General features: G+C 69.2%; 10 protein-coding genes. 3 read left to right on the forward strand and 7 right to left on the reverse strand.

Annotation, left to right across the window (positions count from 1 at the left end):
- Window positions 1–4 precede the first annotated feature (4 nt).
- The 3 genes from SCNRRL3882_RS17010 to SCNRRL3882_RS17020 are packed head-to-tail and all read right to left on the reverse strand — an operon-like array spanning window position 5 to window position 1,763.
- On the reverse strand, window positions 5–607 hold the full coding sequence (locus tag SCNRRL3882_RS17010; protein ID WP_010043344.1) for a hypothetical protein: 603 nt from the start codon (window positions 605–607) through the stop codon (window positions 5–7).
- A 16-nt stretch (window positions 608–623) separates the two neighbouring features.
- Window positions 624–1,463, reverse strand: a complete 840-nt coding sequence (locus SCNRRL3882_RS17015; RefSeq protein ID WP_010043346.1) for a hypothetical protein — start codon at window positions 1,461–1,463, stop codon at window positions 624–626.
- Window positions 1,464–1,502: 39 nt separating this feature from the next.
- Window positions 1,503–1,763 (reverse strand): hypothetical protein, encoded by a 261-nt coding sequence (locus SCNRRL3882_RS17020; RefSeq protein WP_010043348.1) that lies wholly within the window; start codon window positions 1,761–1,763, stop codon window positions 1,503–1,505.
- 205 nt (window positions 1,764–1,968) lie between these two features.
- Here SCNRRL3882_RS17020 and SCNRRL3882_RS17025 point away from each other — a divergent pair, with 205 nt between their 5' ends.
- Entirely contained in the window at window positions 1,969–2,229 is a 261-nt protein-coding gene (locus SCNRRL3882_RS17025; protein ID WP_010043351.1) for a WXG100 family type VII secretion target, read from the forward strand.
- A gap of 325 nt (window positions 2,230–2,554) precedes the next feature.
- On the opposite strand, the gene SCNRRL3882_RS17030 is transcribed toward SCNRRL3882_RS17025, so the two are convergent.
- Complete coding sequence (locus SCNRRL3882_RS17030; RefSeq protein WP_010043353.1) at window positions 2,555–7,036, reverse strand: FtsK/SpoIIIE domain-containing protein; 4,482 nt, start codon at window positions 7,034–7,036, stop codon at window positions 2,555–2,557.
- A 98-nt stretch (window positions 7,037–7,134) separates the two neighbouring features.
- On the reverse strand, window positions 7,135–9,474 hold the full coding sequence (locus SCNRRL3882_RS17035; RefSeq protein WP_010043354.1) for a serine/threonine-protein kinase: 2,340 nt from the start codon (window positions 9,472–9,474) through the stop codon (window positions 7,135–7,137).
- Between the two features lie 108 nt (window positions 9,475–9,582).
- On the opposite strand from SCNRRL3882_RS17035, the gene SCNRRL3882_RS17040 reads away from it, so the two are divergent.
- Entirely contained in the window at window positions 9,583–10,248 is a 666-nt protein-coding gene (locus SCNRRL3882_RS17040) for a hypothetical protein (RefSeq protein ID WP_029181415.1), read from the forward strand.
- On the opposite strand, the gene SCNRRL3882_RS17045 is transcribed toward SCNRRL3882_RS17040, so the two are convergent.
- Both SCNRRL3882_RS17045 and SCNRRL3882_RS17050 read right to left on the reverse strand, forming a co-directional pair.
- Window positions 10,163–11,902, reverse strand: coding sequence for a serine/threonine-protein kinase (locus tag SCNRRL3882_RS17045; RefSeq protein ID WP_010043357.1), 1,740 nt, complete (start codon window positions 11,900–11,902; stop codon window positions 10,163–10,165). The genes SCNRRL3882_RS17040 and SCNRRL3882_RS17045 overlap by 86 nt on opposite strands.
- Window positions 11,903–11,995: 93 nt before the next feature.
- Window positions 11,996–12,844, reverse strand: coding sequence for a menaquinone biosynthetic enzyme MqnA/MqnD family protein (locus SCNRRL3882_RS17050; RefSeq protein ID WP_010043360.1), 849 nt, complete (start codon window positions 12,842–12,844; stop codon window positions 11,996–11,998).
- A gap of 319 nt (window positions 12,845–13,163) precedes the next feature.
- On the opposite strand from SCNRRL3882_RS17050, the gene SCNRRL3882_RS17055 reads away from it, so the two are divergent.
- The gene (locus SCNRRL3882_RS17055; RefSeq protein ID WP_004984723.1) at window positions 13,164–13,367 is read left to right on the forward strand and encodes a cold-shock protein; all 204 of its coding nucleotides are present in this window, start codon (window positions 13,164–13,166) and stop codon (window positions 13,365–13,367) included.
- Window positions 13,368–13,426 lie beyond the last annotated feature (59 nt).

The following is a 13,426-nucleotide window of genomic DNA, read 5'->3' on the forward strand; positions in this document are numbered from 1 at the left end:
AGAGCTAAGCCCGCAGCCCCCGCCGCCGAAGCCGCCCGTACAGTACAAAACCTTCCGTCGCGGTGAGCAGCCCTGCGGACGTCCAGACGAGGTATGGAGCAACGCCGTTGACGCGACTGCTCAGCCGTGGCTTCAGCCAGCCTTCCGGATCGACCACCAGAGTTACGTCCTGCCCTTCCCTGAGGTCGCCCTCACAGCCGTCGGGGTCGTCCACCTCGTAGGCGTCGGACTTGTCCGTATCAGTTGTCACGACCGTGCAGGCCCGGCCGTCCCCGTGTTTCTTCCAGTACGTGCTGACGTCGCCGATCACTGCGCCGTGCCGCACGCCACGATGGTTGAGGAGGTAGTCGCCCATGGCCGGCCCCACAAAGAGCATGAAGGCAAACCCGGAGACTGCTACGCACGCACCCGGTCCGGCACCACACATGGCCCAGGCAACTACCAGCGAGAGCATGGCCAGGATCGCGCCCGCCAACATCAGTGGGCCTTGGTGCTGAGCCAGCCACGCACACCCGGTCAGCGCCAGGGGCAGAAAGACGAGGACCCCCAGCGTGCCGAGCCGACGCCGCAGTTCCTGTCGGCTCGCACGCGGATACACCTCGGTCATGTCCGAGACTCCGGTCTCACTCGCCCGCGATCAGCAGTTCTTCCTTGTCCGGCAACAGATCCGTCAGTTTCTCCCATATCTCGGCGGAGTCGGACTTCACCAGAGCCAGCGCGCTGCCCGGGCCGACTTGGCCCGGCATGATGGGTTCTTCGGGCTGCTCGCGGATCCAGTAGCCGAGGGGGCCGCAGTCCCAGACGGCCAGGGCGCGGACCATGGTGGAGCGCTGGCCCTCGTGTTCGCCGTCCCAGGCGGTGGTGATGCGCCAAGTGGCGTTCAAGGAGACGACCAAATCCAGGAATTGGCCAAGGACCGGGTCCTTGAGCTTGGTGTCCGCCTCGCTGAGTGCCTTGCGAACGAGGTCGCGGGTCGTGTCCTCGTCGGCGCCAGGCTCTTCCGGAGTGACAAACGCGGCGTCCAGAGCGCCCATGGTCGTCTCGACTCGTACTTCGGGAGCGCCTTCCACCGGCTTCTCCCCGCGATGCAGGTTGACCTTGCGGGCCAGTTCCCACACGAGGGTGTTCGGCTCGATGGAGACGTACTCAGACTCTTCCTCGCCCGGCCAGCCGTCGTGTGAGATCACGGCCTCCTGACCCACGACCACACCGTGGTTGACCACGCCGTGCTCGCCCGTGATCTCCACCTGAATCATGACCATCGGGTCGGCCAGGGCGCCGAGCGGCTCGCGGAGAACCGGAGCCAGTTCTCCCTCCTCGCCTACCAAGCCGATGCGCTGGAGCTCGACCAGTGACTCCCACAGCTCCTCAGGCGGCGTCTCACCATCCAAGAGGTGCGCGAACACAGCGATGTGGCGGTCGGCCAGCCGGAAACGGGCCCGGGAGCTGTCGTACGAGGGCACTGGTACAGGTTCCTCTCGCCGTAGCGGGGGCAGCGCCCGCTACTTCTTCTCGTCCTTCAGGTCCTTGGCGTCCTGCGCGCACTTGTGCGCTTCGTCGCGCAGCGCCTTGGCGACCGTGCCGCACGTCGTCTGCCAGCCCTTGAGCCGCCCGCGCACGTCGTCCGCGTTGGGGCCCGACCAGGTCTTCATCCCGATGGTGCTGTGCTTCTTGGCGGCATCGACAAGCGAGTCGATGTGGTCGGCCAGCGACCTCAGCTGGCTGGCCCGCTGGTTGAGTTCCTGAATGTCAGGATTTGCCATAGCAGCCTCCCCCGCTGTCCCTGGAGCCTCAGCATACTGGGGCACCGTGTAGACCTTCGTCGGGCTCCCGGCCCAGGCCAACACCACTCGTTCACACGAAACTCCCATCTCCCAAGGCGCTGGACTGCAACTGCGTCTGGTGCGGTAGCGTCCCCTGTTGCAAACGGATAGTCCGTTTACCTAACGTGACACGGGGAGGATCGCCATGGATCGCGGTGCAGATCTCACTCAGCTTCGGGAGCTGTCCAAGCTCTTCGGCAAGAAGGCCACCGACCTCCAGGGCCTCATCAAGGCTCTGGAGACGGCCACCAGCCGGAGCTCGGGTTACTGGAAGGGCCCCAAGGCCGACCGCTTCCGAAACGACTGGCACGACGTGAAGCCGACGTTCGACAAGTGGGTCGACACGCTGAACGAGGCCAGCAAGTCGGCCAACACCAGCGCCGACAACATCGAGCGCGCCACCTGAGCCGACGCTGCCGCGCCGATGCCACAGCCTGACGGGGCGTTCCTTCGAGGTCCTCGAACCTCGTACGGGATGCCCCGGCGGCGTTTTCAGCAGGACACACGGGCTTCGACAGGCCGAGCTCTTCCATGGCCAGTTCACGATGAATAAGAAACAGCAGCAGCGCCGCCCCGCAGAACCTGGCCTCCGGACTCCTTGGTTCCCGATCCAGCGCAGCCGCAAGAGCCCGGCTCCAAATCCGTCCGTCCCACCAAGCCGTAACCACGGAGCCCACACAGCGGGCCCCATCTGAAAAAGCAGGGCCCGCTGTGTCGTCATTGGCCCTCGGTCAGACGTTCATCACAGCCTGAACCGGCACGAACGCCCCGCCAGTCACAAACAACCCGCTGCCGGCTGCCCCGCCACCGCTGTTCGCAGGCAATCGGATGCCGAACAGTTCGCCGTCCGACGTGCTTTGCGGCGTCAGCAACATGCCGTTGCGGGACTTGCGGGCCTCGACTGCGAAGCCCCGGTACTGGCCGGACAGTGAGTCCGTCGTGCCGGCGGCGAGCAGGCCCACGCCGCCATCGGCTCCCTGACGGATGACCCCTTCCAGCGGCTCGTCCAGTGGCGCGTCATAGAGGAGTTCGGCGTCGTCGACCACGACGACGTACGGTCGCCCGTCGAGTTGGTCCTGGAGCTCTTCCAGGTCGTCACCCGAGCTTTCCGCGTTGAGCACGCCGAGTACCCCTTCTCGATCCTCGAGTTCCCGCAGCGGGGACCGGCGAGGTGTCACGACCACCAGAGGAGTGCCTGCTCGCAGAAGGAACTCGGCGGCGCACAGCAGTGCAGTCGAACGGCCGGACTTCGGTGGTCCGGCAATGACAAAACCGGGCCCGTTCTCCTCCAAGTCGATGCCGATGGGGTGGAGTTCATCGCCTCCGACGGCGACCAGCGCCCACAACGGCGACGGCGGCACGAAGTCCGGGTCCAGGGCCATCGCCTCCGACGCTGTGATGCGCGTCGGCAGAGCGTCGACGCGCAGGGGGCGGCGGCCCGCCGGGACTCGGCCGTAGCGCGTTCGCGCCTCCTCCGCGATCTCGCGGAGGGCGCGGACCTGGGCCTGGCCGGCCGGATCCGGCGCCAGCAGACCGATCTGTGTCTCGTCCACGCCCGTGTCCGTGATACGCAGGGCGCGCCCGGGCGGCATGTTCTTCGGAACCTCGCGGGCATGGAGACCGGCCGTTGAATAGTCGTTCGGGTCGGCGAACCGCATGACGAGTCGGTCGGCGAAGGCCGAGGAGACGTGACCGCTCAGACCACTGCGGTCGGCCGTCATGACGACCTTCAGGCCCGCTGCGGATCCCTCACGGAAGAGTCTCTGGGCCGCTTCCAGCAACTGGCCGTAGTTGTAGTTCTCGAAGGTCGACGCGAAGCCTTCCCAACTGTCCAGGAGCAGAACCATCCAGGGCAGGCGCTCCTCCGGGGAAGCTCCCGCGCGCTGCTCCGCCGCGCTCGACGCGCCCTCCATCGCCAGTAGTTGCTGACGGCGGGCGATCTCCACCTGGAGGCGCTGGATCAGCCTGCGGACCCGGTCCGGCTCATCGCGTGTCACGACGGCGCCGACATGCGGCATACGCACCAGGGGCAGTAGAGCGTTAGAGCCGCAGTCGATGGCATAGACGTGCACATCGTGCGGGGATGTGTTGCGGGCCAGTGAGCCGGCGAGCGTGCGCAGTGCCGTCGAGCGGCCGGAACGAGCGCCACCGAGCAGCAGGGTGTGCTCACCGTGCACCAGGTCCAAGGACACCGGCATGCGGGTCTGCTTCGCCGGCAGGTCGATCAGGCCGTACGGGATGGGAGCCACGTCGTCGCCAGGGATGGTGTCCGGTGCGCCACCGTAAGTGGACAGTTCGTCCAGCGTGACGGACTCCGCCAGCGGCGGAAGCCACGGGCTGCGCTGTTCGCCGAAGCCCATCCGCTCCGCACCGTCGCGCACCGCGTCCACGAGGACGGCCAGGTCGGTGACCATCGTGCCGTCGTCCTCGGCCTCTTCCCGCTTGGGCAGCGGGCGAGCGTAGGCGTTCCAGGGCAAGGGCACGAGCGTGGCCTTCGGCCCCGTCTGCCCCGTGGCCGGGCGACGGCCACCGATACGGGCCGACTGCACACCGACGAGCGACTGGGCGCCGGAACGGACGTACATACGACCTGGCGTCGACTTCGAGATCGCGCCCGAGTCCGGTGCATCGATGACGTCCATCGACTCCGCGGCGTCCGTCACCCGCAGGGCGATGCGGAGGTTGGTGTTGGCCCGGATGTCGGCGCTCACCACACCCGCGGGACGCTGCGTCGCGAGAATCAGGTGCACGCCGAGAGAGCGGCCTCGGCGTGCGATGTCGACCAGTCCCGCGATGAAGTCGGGCAATTCCGCGACCAGGGACGCGAACTCGTCTATGACCAGGACGAGCCGGGGCATCGGCTCCAGTTCGGGGCGGAGCTTGCGGATGTCGTTGTAGTCCTCGATGTCCTTGGCGGCGGCGTCGAAGAGAATCCGCTCCCGGCGATGCAGCTCGGCGGCGAGCGAGGCAAGGGCCCGCTCGGTCAAGTGGGCGTCGAGGTCGCTGACCATGCCGACGGTGTGCGGCAGGCGAGCGCAGTCCATGAAGGCGCTGCCGCCCTTGTAGTCGATGAGGACGTAGTTCAGGGCGTCGGGGCGATTCGCCACCGCCAGCGAGGCGATGATCGTCTGCAAGAGCTCGGACTTACCGGCACCCGTCGTACCGGCGACCAGGGCATGCGGCCCGTCGCGGCGGATGTCCAGGACGAATACGCCATCGGCGGCGATCCCAATGGGTGCAGACGTCGTCGAACCACCGGCCTGCCAGATGCGCTCCACGTCGACGCCCGCCGGGTTGGGCATGTTCAGCAGGTTCAGCAGTCGGGCCGAGGTGGGCAGTGCAGAATTCGCGTCGTCACGACTGACATCCCGGATGGGGGCGAGAGACCGGGCCAGGAGTTCGCACCATTCGTAAGGCACCTGGTCGGCGAGGACGTCACCGACGGCCTCCAGGCCGTAACCGCGCACCCGGACGTGATGGGCCGCGTCGGGCGACCACGCCACGACGGCCTTGCACTCCTCGGGAAGCAGCCGCTCGTCCTCGTCGATGCAGAGGGCGAAGATCCCGTACTGCGGGCCCTCGGCCAGGAGTTGGGGAACGCCGGGTACGCGCCGCAGCAACCGTGCCCCGTCGAGTATCAGGAGCACGTTGGCGTCCGGATACAGATGGCCTGTCATGTTGTGCTGCTCGCGGGCCGCCTTGCGTCGAGCCAGCTCGTTCAGAAGTTCGTTGACTCGGCGGCTGATGCCCTCCGAGTCGAAGCCGACCAGAGCGACGCAGTCCTGTCCCTCGTCGGGGTTGGTGTGGGGCAGCCAGTGTGCCCAGTGCCACTCTGCGCCGGCGGCGGGTGTCGCAGCCAGCGACACCAGTGACAGGTCTCGGGGGCTGTGCAGCACGGCGGCCTGCACGCTCAGCCAGCGCGCAGTGCCGAGGGCGCGGGCGCGGTCCCCCGCGATACCGACCACGCCGAGCCGGGCAAAGGGCAGGGTGACCGGGACATCCGGCAGGAGCGGGGGCTCCGGGGGCTCCTCGTCGTGCGACGAGCCGCCGCGTGCGAAAACGAGTTCCACGTCGGACGGCAGAGCGCCGACCCCGATACGCAGTTGCATCGCGTCCGGGTCGGTGAGGCGGCGCTCCCACAGACGGCGGCGGGGGCCGGTCGCGTGGAGGAGGACCTCGGCCGGGTCGGGGTTGTCCTCGCGCCGGGCGCGCTGTTCTTCCTTGCTGAGGGTGACGAGTTCGGCCTCATAGGCCGCGAGGTCCTTCTTGTACTGCTTGAGGGACGTCTTGTGCTTCTTCTTGCCCTCGCGGTTCTCACTGATCCACTGGGCCAGCATCATGAGCGGGCTCATCAGGCAGAACAGCAGCATGTAGATCTGCTTGGTGAAGAGGTACATGGCCAGCCCGAACAGCATGGGCATGAACGCCATGATGAACTGGAAACGCGCGCGGTCCCCCTTCGTGGGGGGCACCGGCACGGCCAGCCTCCGCCGAGGCCGCAGCGGCGAAAGGCGAGGAGGGCGGTTGTAGGCGAGGCCGCCCTCGCTCATCGGAGCCAAGTGCGCGTCCGGCTCGACCACCTTGTCGAGTACGAGCAGCGTGTCACCCACCCGTACGACACCGCCGAGCGGCCAAGGAGTCCCGCCCGTCACAGGATCGTCGTTCAGCCGGATGCTGGCGCCGGCCTCCGGTGCGAGCACGACGTTGCCCTGGAGGTCGACCGTCAGCCGGAGGGCGATCGGCGGCAGCGAGGCATCCGGCAAGGGCAACGAACAGGTGGGTGCCGATCCCGCGGTGGCCGCGCCGACACCCAGCCGGACCACCCGTCCGGAACCGGGACCACCGGTTACCCGCAACTCGTACTGTCCTACGGGCTCACCCTTGCGCAGCAACGGGCCTATCGAGCTGTCGACGGAGACGCGCATGCCGTCCCGCAGGACTCCGGCCGCCGGTGCCTCCGGATCACACAGCACACCATCGGCCCACAGCGCCGGCGCTCCGGTCACCGCCGTCCCGTAGCCAGGCAGCGAAGCCAGTGAGGTGCCGGGCATGGCCACGACGTTCCCTGTCCCACCGCCATGCGGTGCGACGCTCTGTCCGACGGCCTGCGCCAGTACCTCCGCGACATCGCCTGCCGTGGCGGTGTCGTCGGCGGTGACGACGACGTCCTCCGGCTCACCGCCTTCGCGTACGACCGTGACCAGCATCTGCATGGTGGTCATCCTCCCCGTCGGCCCCTGTGGCCACGTTCGTTAACTTCAGCTAACGGAGACTATGGCAGTCCCCGGCCTCGCTCCCCAGCGCCCCGGCGTCAGACTGCCGGCATCGCGTAGATCTCCGGCCCGTTCGTCACCAACAGCCGGTTTCCGGCATGGGCCATCTGCCACGGGGCGCCGGAGTCCTTGTCGTCGGTCCAGGTCCAGCGCACCTTGCCGGTCTTGGCAGCAAGGGCGATGACACCCCCCGACAGGGGTCCGGAGGCGCAGTACAGCGTCATGCCGACCCTCACGAAGGTCTCCGGCCCGCCACGGTCCTGGTCCTCACACAGCCAGAGCCGCTTCACGCTCTTGACGTCGACGGCCCATACGCCGCGGTCGTAGTCGCTGACATAGAGCACGCCGTCGATGACGGCAGGGTTGTTGAAGCCGCGGCGTCCCTTGGGTGAGAGGGTCCACCGTGTGTCGCCTGTCTCCGCGTCGACCGCCGTGAGCTTCTCGCCGGGCAGAAAGACGAGGCCGTTCGCGACCGTCGGCTGCCAGGCCCAGTCGTCGCCGATCTTCTGGGTCCACAGCTGGTCACCGGTCGCGGTGTCGCGCACGGTGAGGTTGTAGTTGGAGTCCGTGTAGACGAGGTGCTTGCCGGAGACGGTGCCCTGGACGTCGTAGTCCTTCGTGCCCCAGTCTCGGTGCTGCAGCCACACCCTTCTACCGGTGCTGTGACTGACCGCGGCGACCGCAGTGCGGTACTCGGTGGCGCTCGTGGCCCTGGAGTAGTCGGTCACCGTGACGTACACGTTCTTGTCGTCGATGGCGATGGTGCCCTCGACGCCGAGTTGTTTGCCGAGGCGGCTGCGCCACACTTCCTCGCCGGTCTTCACATCCCGCGCGACGAGGACTCCCTCCGCGCCGCCATCGGTCAGGAACACCTTGCCGTCACGGAACAGTAGCTGGGAGCCGGGGGCACAGATGTCAGGCTTCGACCAGCGGGCCTTTCCGGTCTTCACGTCGTACGCCACCAAGGGATCGCCGCTGACCAGGAGCAGGCCGTCATGGATGAGGAGCGGTACGTCAGTGGTGGTGCTGTCCTCCGCCGCCTGCTCGTGCCACAGAGGTTGGGGAGCGACGCCGGCCGGCGGGGTGGTGAAGTTCTCCTCGACTGGTTGCGCGGAACCGCCGGCGCCACTCCTGCCGGTCGCCGTTCCGGAGGGGTCACCGCCCCGGCCGAGCCACCAAGCGACGGCTCCGCCCGTCACAGCCACCGCGCCGGCACCGCCGAGCGCAAGACCGAGGACGCGGCGGCGGGAGGGAGCGGTGGCGAGGGCTGGCGTGGTCGTCCCGTGTCCCGGTGTCTGCGCGTCACCCGGCGGTGTGGCGTAGCCGGGCATCGGGGTGCTGTAGGCAGCAGGGGTGCCGCCATGTCCAGAGGCCGGCGGGTACCCGTACCCCGGCGTCGGTGTGCTCGCCGACGTTGGCATCCCACCCGCCATCGCCGGTGGGGGCCCGAAGGACGCAGCGACCGGGGGCTGAGGCTGCTGCGGTGCCTCCAAGTCCAGTATCCCGGCCGCATGCGTGGCGATCGTCGATGCCACCGCCGACGGCAGCCAGTCGCTGAGGACACCCTCGACACCCTGTGGTGCGAGTGCCGCCACGATCTCCGACGGCGCCGGTCGATGCGCCGGGTCCTTCGCGAGACATGCGCGTACGAGGCCCAGCAGTTGCTGCGGTACGCCCTCCAAATCGGGCTCGCCATGCACAACCTGGTAGAGCAACGAGGCGTGCGAGACGGCTCCGTGACCGAACGTGCCCCTGCCTGTCGCCGCAAACGCGAGCACGGCACCCAGCGAGAAAACATCACCCGCCGGGCCGACATCCTTACCGAGCGCCTGCTCCGGTGACATGTAACCGGGTGAGCCGACCACGACTCCCGTCTGTGTCATACGGTTCCCGTCCACCGCACGCGCGATACCGAAGTCGATGACGCGCGGGCCATCCGCCGCCAGCAGGACGTTCGACGGCTTCAGGTCCCGGTGGATCAACCCCGCCGCGTGCACCTCCTGGATGGCAGCGGCGAGACCTGCGGCCAGTGCCCGCACCGTCCGCTCAGGCAAGGCACCGTGCGCGGCGACCACATCCGTGAGATCCGGACCGAGCACGTACGACGTCGCCAGCCATGGCAACGGCGCGTCAGGGTCGGCGTCCACGACAGGGGCGGTGAAGCGGCCGGAGACTGCCTTGGCTATCTCGACCTCGTGCCGGAAGCGGTCGCGGAAGTCGCCATCCGCTGCCAGATCCGGACGTACGACCTTCACGGCCACGGTACGGCCACCGGGTGAACGGGCCAGGTAGACGCGGCCCATGCCGCCGGCACCGAGTCTTCGCAGGAGACGGTAGGTGCCCAACTCCGTTGGATCGTCCTGCTGCAGCGTCTCCATTTGTGGGCCTTCCCCGTGTCACGCGTTGCGATGCGCTGATCACATTTGATGGTGTTCGCTATCGCAGACACAGTAGTGACCGCTTGAGCAAGGCGAGAGTCAGGGGCCATGAGCGGAAGTTCGGCGAAGCCGAAGCGGAGAGAGGCAGCCAAGGCCGCCCTGCGGTACAAGCACCGGCCCGGCCGGCCCGCCGCCGGGCGGCTGAAGAAGCCGGACTGGGGATGTGCCGTGGGTTGTGCGGTGATCCCCGGCGTCTTCGTCCTGCTGACGCCGCTGTACTTCTTCGACATGTACTGGGGGGACGACCTCTGGAGCGGCTTCGCCGCCGCGTGGCCCCGCGGCGCGTATGCCTTCGCCGCCACCGTGGGGGCACTGGTACCACTGGTCTTCCTCGCCTGGGCCTGGCCCCTGACCCGGATGAACTGGAAGAAGAGCAAGCCGCGTTCGCTGGCCTGGGCTGCCGCCTCGCTGCCCGGGCTGGCGGCGGGGTACCTGGTCGCCGGGGTGATCGTGGGGACCACACGGCCCAAGCGGCGCCGCGACTGGGACTACGACTGCTACAGCGAGGGCGGGCCCTGCTGGGTGCATGTGCACTACCCGTGGCTGTGGGCCGTCGGTCTCGTCGCCACGCTCGCCGCGGCCGCGCTGCTGGTCACCCTGCTCGTCAGGTACAGCGGTCGGTCCTCCGCTACCGCACCTTCGACATCCGAGCCTGAGGACGACCCGACTCCTCGCTCTCCGAGCGGTACTGGAGGTCGTCGCCCACCGGGCTGAGGCGCACGGTCGTGGGGGCCGGGTTGCAGCCGCTGTGGTTGGTCTTCGCGCCCACCGACGTCGCGACGAGCTCCTTCTTCGTCACCTGCTTCAGGGTCAGTACGTCGACGCAGACGCCGCCGATCTGGTCGGTCTGGCGGAGTCGGCCCAGCTCCTCTCCGATGGCCGCCCGTTCGACGGTGATCCGGAACGTGCCGAGGGGCAGCCTGCCGTCGAGGGCGCTGCCCTGGCCCTCCCAGGTGCCGAGGTACGCGGCGGGCACGGCGCCGGACGGGGCGGAGCTCGCGGTCGCCGCAGGGGGAGAGTCGGTGCCCGCGCCGGAGTCGCTCGTGTCGTCGTCGGAGGTCCGGCCCGGCAGCAGGTCGAACACGAGCACCGAGCCGATCGTCACGGCGGCCATCGCCCCGGCGACCGCCAGCGCCACGGTGCAGCTCAGCCTCCGCACCCGTCCGCCGCCCTCCGGCGTGGACGTCGCCGCCACGGAGACGGACACCTTGCCGGGGCGCCGGCCGGTGGGCGGTGGGGCGGTGTCGTCCTGCGGACCGCCGTCCCGGGGTGCGGGTACGGCGGCGGAGGGGGCCGGGGGCGTGGGCATCACCGGCGGCGGCCCGAAGACGCCGGCCGTCGCGGCCCCGGCCGGACCCGACGGCCCCCACGACTCCACCGATTCCACCGACTCCACTGCCGGACCCTCTGGTGCGGCCACGGACGGGCTGCTGAAACCGACCGGCCCCGAGGGGCCCCCGGCCCCTGGTCCGGTCGCCTCCAGGTTCAGCAACTGCACGGCGCTCCGGCTCACCTGCTCGACCAGCGCCCCCGGCAGCCACCCGCCCGCCACCAGCCTGGCCGCGCCCTCGGGAGCCAACCGCCGGGCCACCTCGGCGGGGGCAGGCCGCGCGGCCGGATCCTTCGTCAGGCAGGCCGCCGTGAGCTCCCGCAACGGTCCGTCCAGCCCGCCGAGCTCCGGCTCCTCGTGGACGACCTTGTAGAGCAGGGCCGCCGAGGAGTCCCCGGGGAAGGGTGGTTCGCCGGTCGCCGCGTAGGCCAGGACCGCGCCGAGCGAGAAGACGTCCGCCGCGCCCGTGACGCCCTTGCCGAGGATCTGCTCGGGCGACATGTAGCCGGGCGAGCCGATCGACACGCCCGTGGACGTCAGGGACGCCGTACCGTCCGTGGCCCGCGCGATGCCGAAGTCGATCAGCAGCGGGCCGTCGAGCGTGAGCAGTACGTTCGAGGGCTTCACGTCCCGGTGCACCAGGCCCAGCTCGTGCACCGCCGCCAGCGCCTCGGCCAGCCCCGCCCCCAGTGCCCGTACGGTGTGGGCCGGCAGCGCGCCGCCCTCGGTGACCGCGGCCGACAGCGAGGGGCCCGCCGCGTACGCCGTCGCCACCCACGGCACCCGGGCGTCCGGGTCCGCGTCCAGGACGGGTGCCGTCCAGGCGCCGCCGACCCGGCGCGCGGCCTCCACCTCGCGGCGGAACCGGGCCCGGAACTCCTCGTCCAGTGCGAAGTGCGGATGGACGATCTTGACCGCGACGGTACGGCCGCCGGCGCTGCGGCCCAGGTAGACCCGGCCCATGCCGCCGGAGCCCAGCCGGCCGAGCAGCCGGTAGGGCCCGACGACGGTCGGTTCGTCGACGTCGAGCGGCCGCATGGCGTCACCCCTCCCCCGTAGGCGCCCGCAGGCCCTCGCCGGACCCCGTAGGCGCGCACTCCCCAGCAGAGTAGTGCGCGAGCGCGGGCCCGCTCAGGGCTGGAGCAGGGCCACCTTCACGTCCGCGGGGAAGCCGGTCGTGGGGCCGACCCGGCGGGCGAACTCGGCGACCGCCTCCAGCTGCGGGCCGCCGAAGCGGAAGTCGAGCGTCGTGAAGTAGCGGGCGAGGGTCTCCTCGTCGAAGTCCTCCCAGCGGGCGGCCTGCTCGGCGACCTTGCCGACCTCCTCCAGGGAGAGGTTGCGGGAGTCGAGGAAGGCCTCGTGCACCTTGCGCGTGATGACCGGCTCGCGCTCCGCGTAGTCGCGGCGCGCCGCCCAGACCGCGAAGACGAACGGCAGGCCCGTCCACTCCTTCCACAGCGTGCCGAGGTCGTGCACGTCCAGGCCGAAGCGCGGCCCGTCGAGCATGTTCGCGCGCAGGGCCGCGTCGCCGATGAGGACGGCCGCCTCGGCCTCCTGCATCATCAGGCTCAGGTCGGGCGGGCACGTGTAGTAGTCGGGCCGGACGCCGTAGCGCTCGGCGAGGAGCAGCTGGGCGAGGCGCACGGAGGTGCGGGAGGTCGAGCCGAGGGCGACGCGGGCGCCGTCCAGCCGGTCCAGCGGGACCTGCGAGACGATCACGCAGGACATGACCGGGCCGTCGCAGCCGACGGCGATGTCGGGGAAGGCGACCAGCTGGTCGGCGTGCTTGAGGAACTCGACCAGGGTGATCGGGGCGATGTCGAGTTCGCCCTGCACCAGCTTCTCGCTGAGCTTCTCCGGGGTGTCCTTCGTGAGCTCGAAGTCGAGGAGCGTGCCCGTTCTGGCGAGCCCCCAGTACAGGGGCAGGCAGTTCAGGAACTGGATGTGGCCGACGCGCGGCCGGGTGCGAGGATTGTCCACATCGTGAGGCTAGCCCTCATGGCGTAGGGGGCCGCGTCCGGCCCCGCCGTGGGCCCGTGACCGGCGGTCGGCGCCTTCGCCGCCAGTCGGCGGAGCGTGTTCAAACATTCGGGTGACGTGATCTTGACCCCTATTGCATTCCGGGGCCTGCGTGCTAGGCTCGTCGCAAGTTGCAGTTTGGTTTCCCTTGCAGTACAGAGCCTGCGGAGCATGTGACCGCGGGCTCTCGTCATTCTCAGACGTATGCAGTTGTGCAGAATTCATCTTCACACTTGCTGGTTCTGGAGCAGGGCAACCCTTTTGAGCCCAAGGAGGGCTTATGGCTACCGGAACCGTTAAGTGGTTCAACGCCGAAAAGGGCTTTGGTTTCATCGCCCAGGAGGGCGGCGGCCCCGACGTCTTCGTCCACTACTCCGCGATCAATGCGACCGGATTCCGGTCCCTCGAGGAGAACCAGCAGGTGTCTTTCGACGTCACGCAGGGTCCGAAGGGCCCGCAGGCTGAGAACGTCACGCCGGTCTGATCAGTAGTACCCAAGGAGCCCCGCGCCGTCAGGCAGCGGGGCTCCTGCCTTTTCCGGCC

This window comes from Streptomyces chartreusis NRRL 3882, from assembly GCF_900236475.1.
Lineage (GTDB): Bacteria > Actinomycetota > Actinomycetes > Streptomycetales > Streptomycetaceae > Streptomyces > Streptomyces chartreusis_D.

What these genes read in the sequence shown, in the direction of transcription:
- SCNRRL3882_RS17010 (WP_010043344.1), bottom strand. Translation starts at nt 607, where the DNA reads ATGACCGAGGTGTATCCGCGTGCGAGCCGACAGGAACTGCGGCGTCGG.
- SCNRRL3882_RS17020 (WP_010043348.1), bottom strand. Translation starts at nt 1,763, where the DNA reads ATGGCAAATCCTGACATTCAGGAACTCAACCAGCGGGCCAGCCAGCTG.
- SCNRRL3882_RS17025 (WP_010043351.1), top strand. Translation starts at nt 1,969, where the DNA reads ATGGATCGCGGTGCAGATCTCACTCAGCTTCGGGAGCTGTCCAAGCTC.
- SCNRRL3882_RS17030 (WP_010043353.1), bottom strand. Translation starts at nt 7,036, where the DNA reads ATGCAGATGCTGGTCACGGTCGTACGCGAAGGCGGTGAGCCGGAGGAC.
- SCNRRL3882_RS17035 (WP_010043354.1), bottom strand. Translation starts at nt 9,474, where the DNA reads ATGGAGACGCTGCAGCAGGACGATCCAACGGAGTTGGGCACCTACCGT.
- SCNRRL3882_RS17040 (WP_029181415.1), top strand. Translation starts at nt 9,583, where the DNA reads ATGAGCGGAAGTTCGGCGAAGCCGAAGCGGAGAGAGGCAGCCAAGGCC.
- SCNRRL3882_RS17045 (WP_010043357.1), bottom strand. Translation starts at nt 11,902, where the DNA reads ATGCGGCCGCTCGACGTCGACGAACCGACCGTCGTCGGGCCCTACCGG.
- SCNRRL3882_RS17055 (WP_004984723.1), top strand. Translation starts at nt 13,164, where the DNA reads ATGGCTACCGGAACCGTTAAGTGGTTCAACGCCGAAAAGGGCTTTGGT.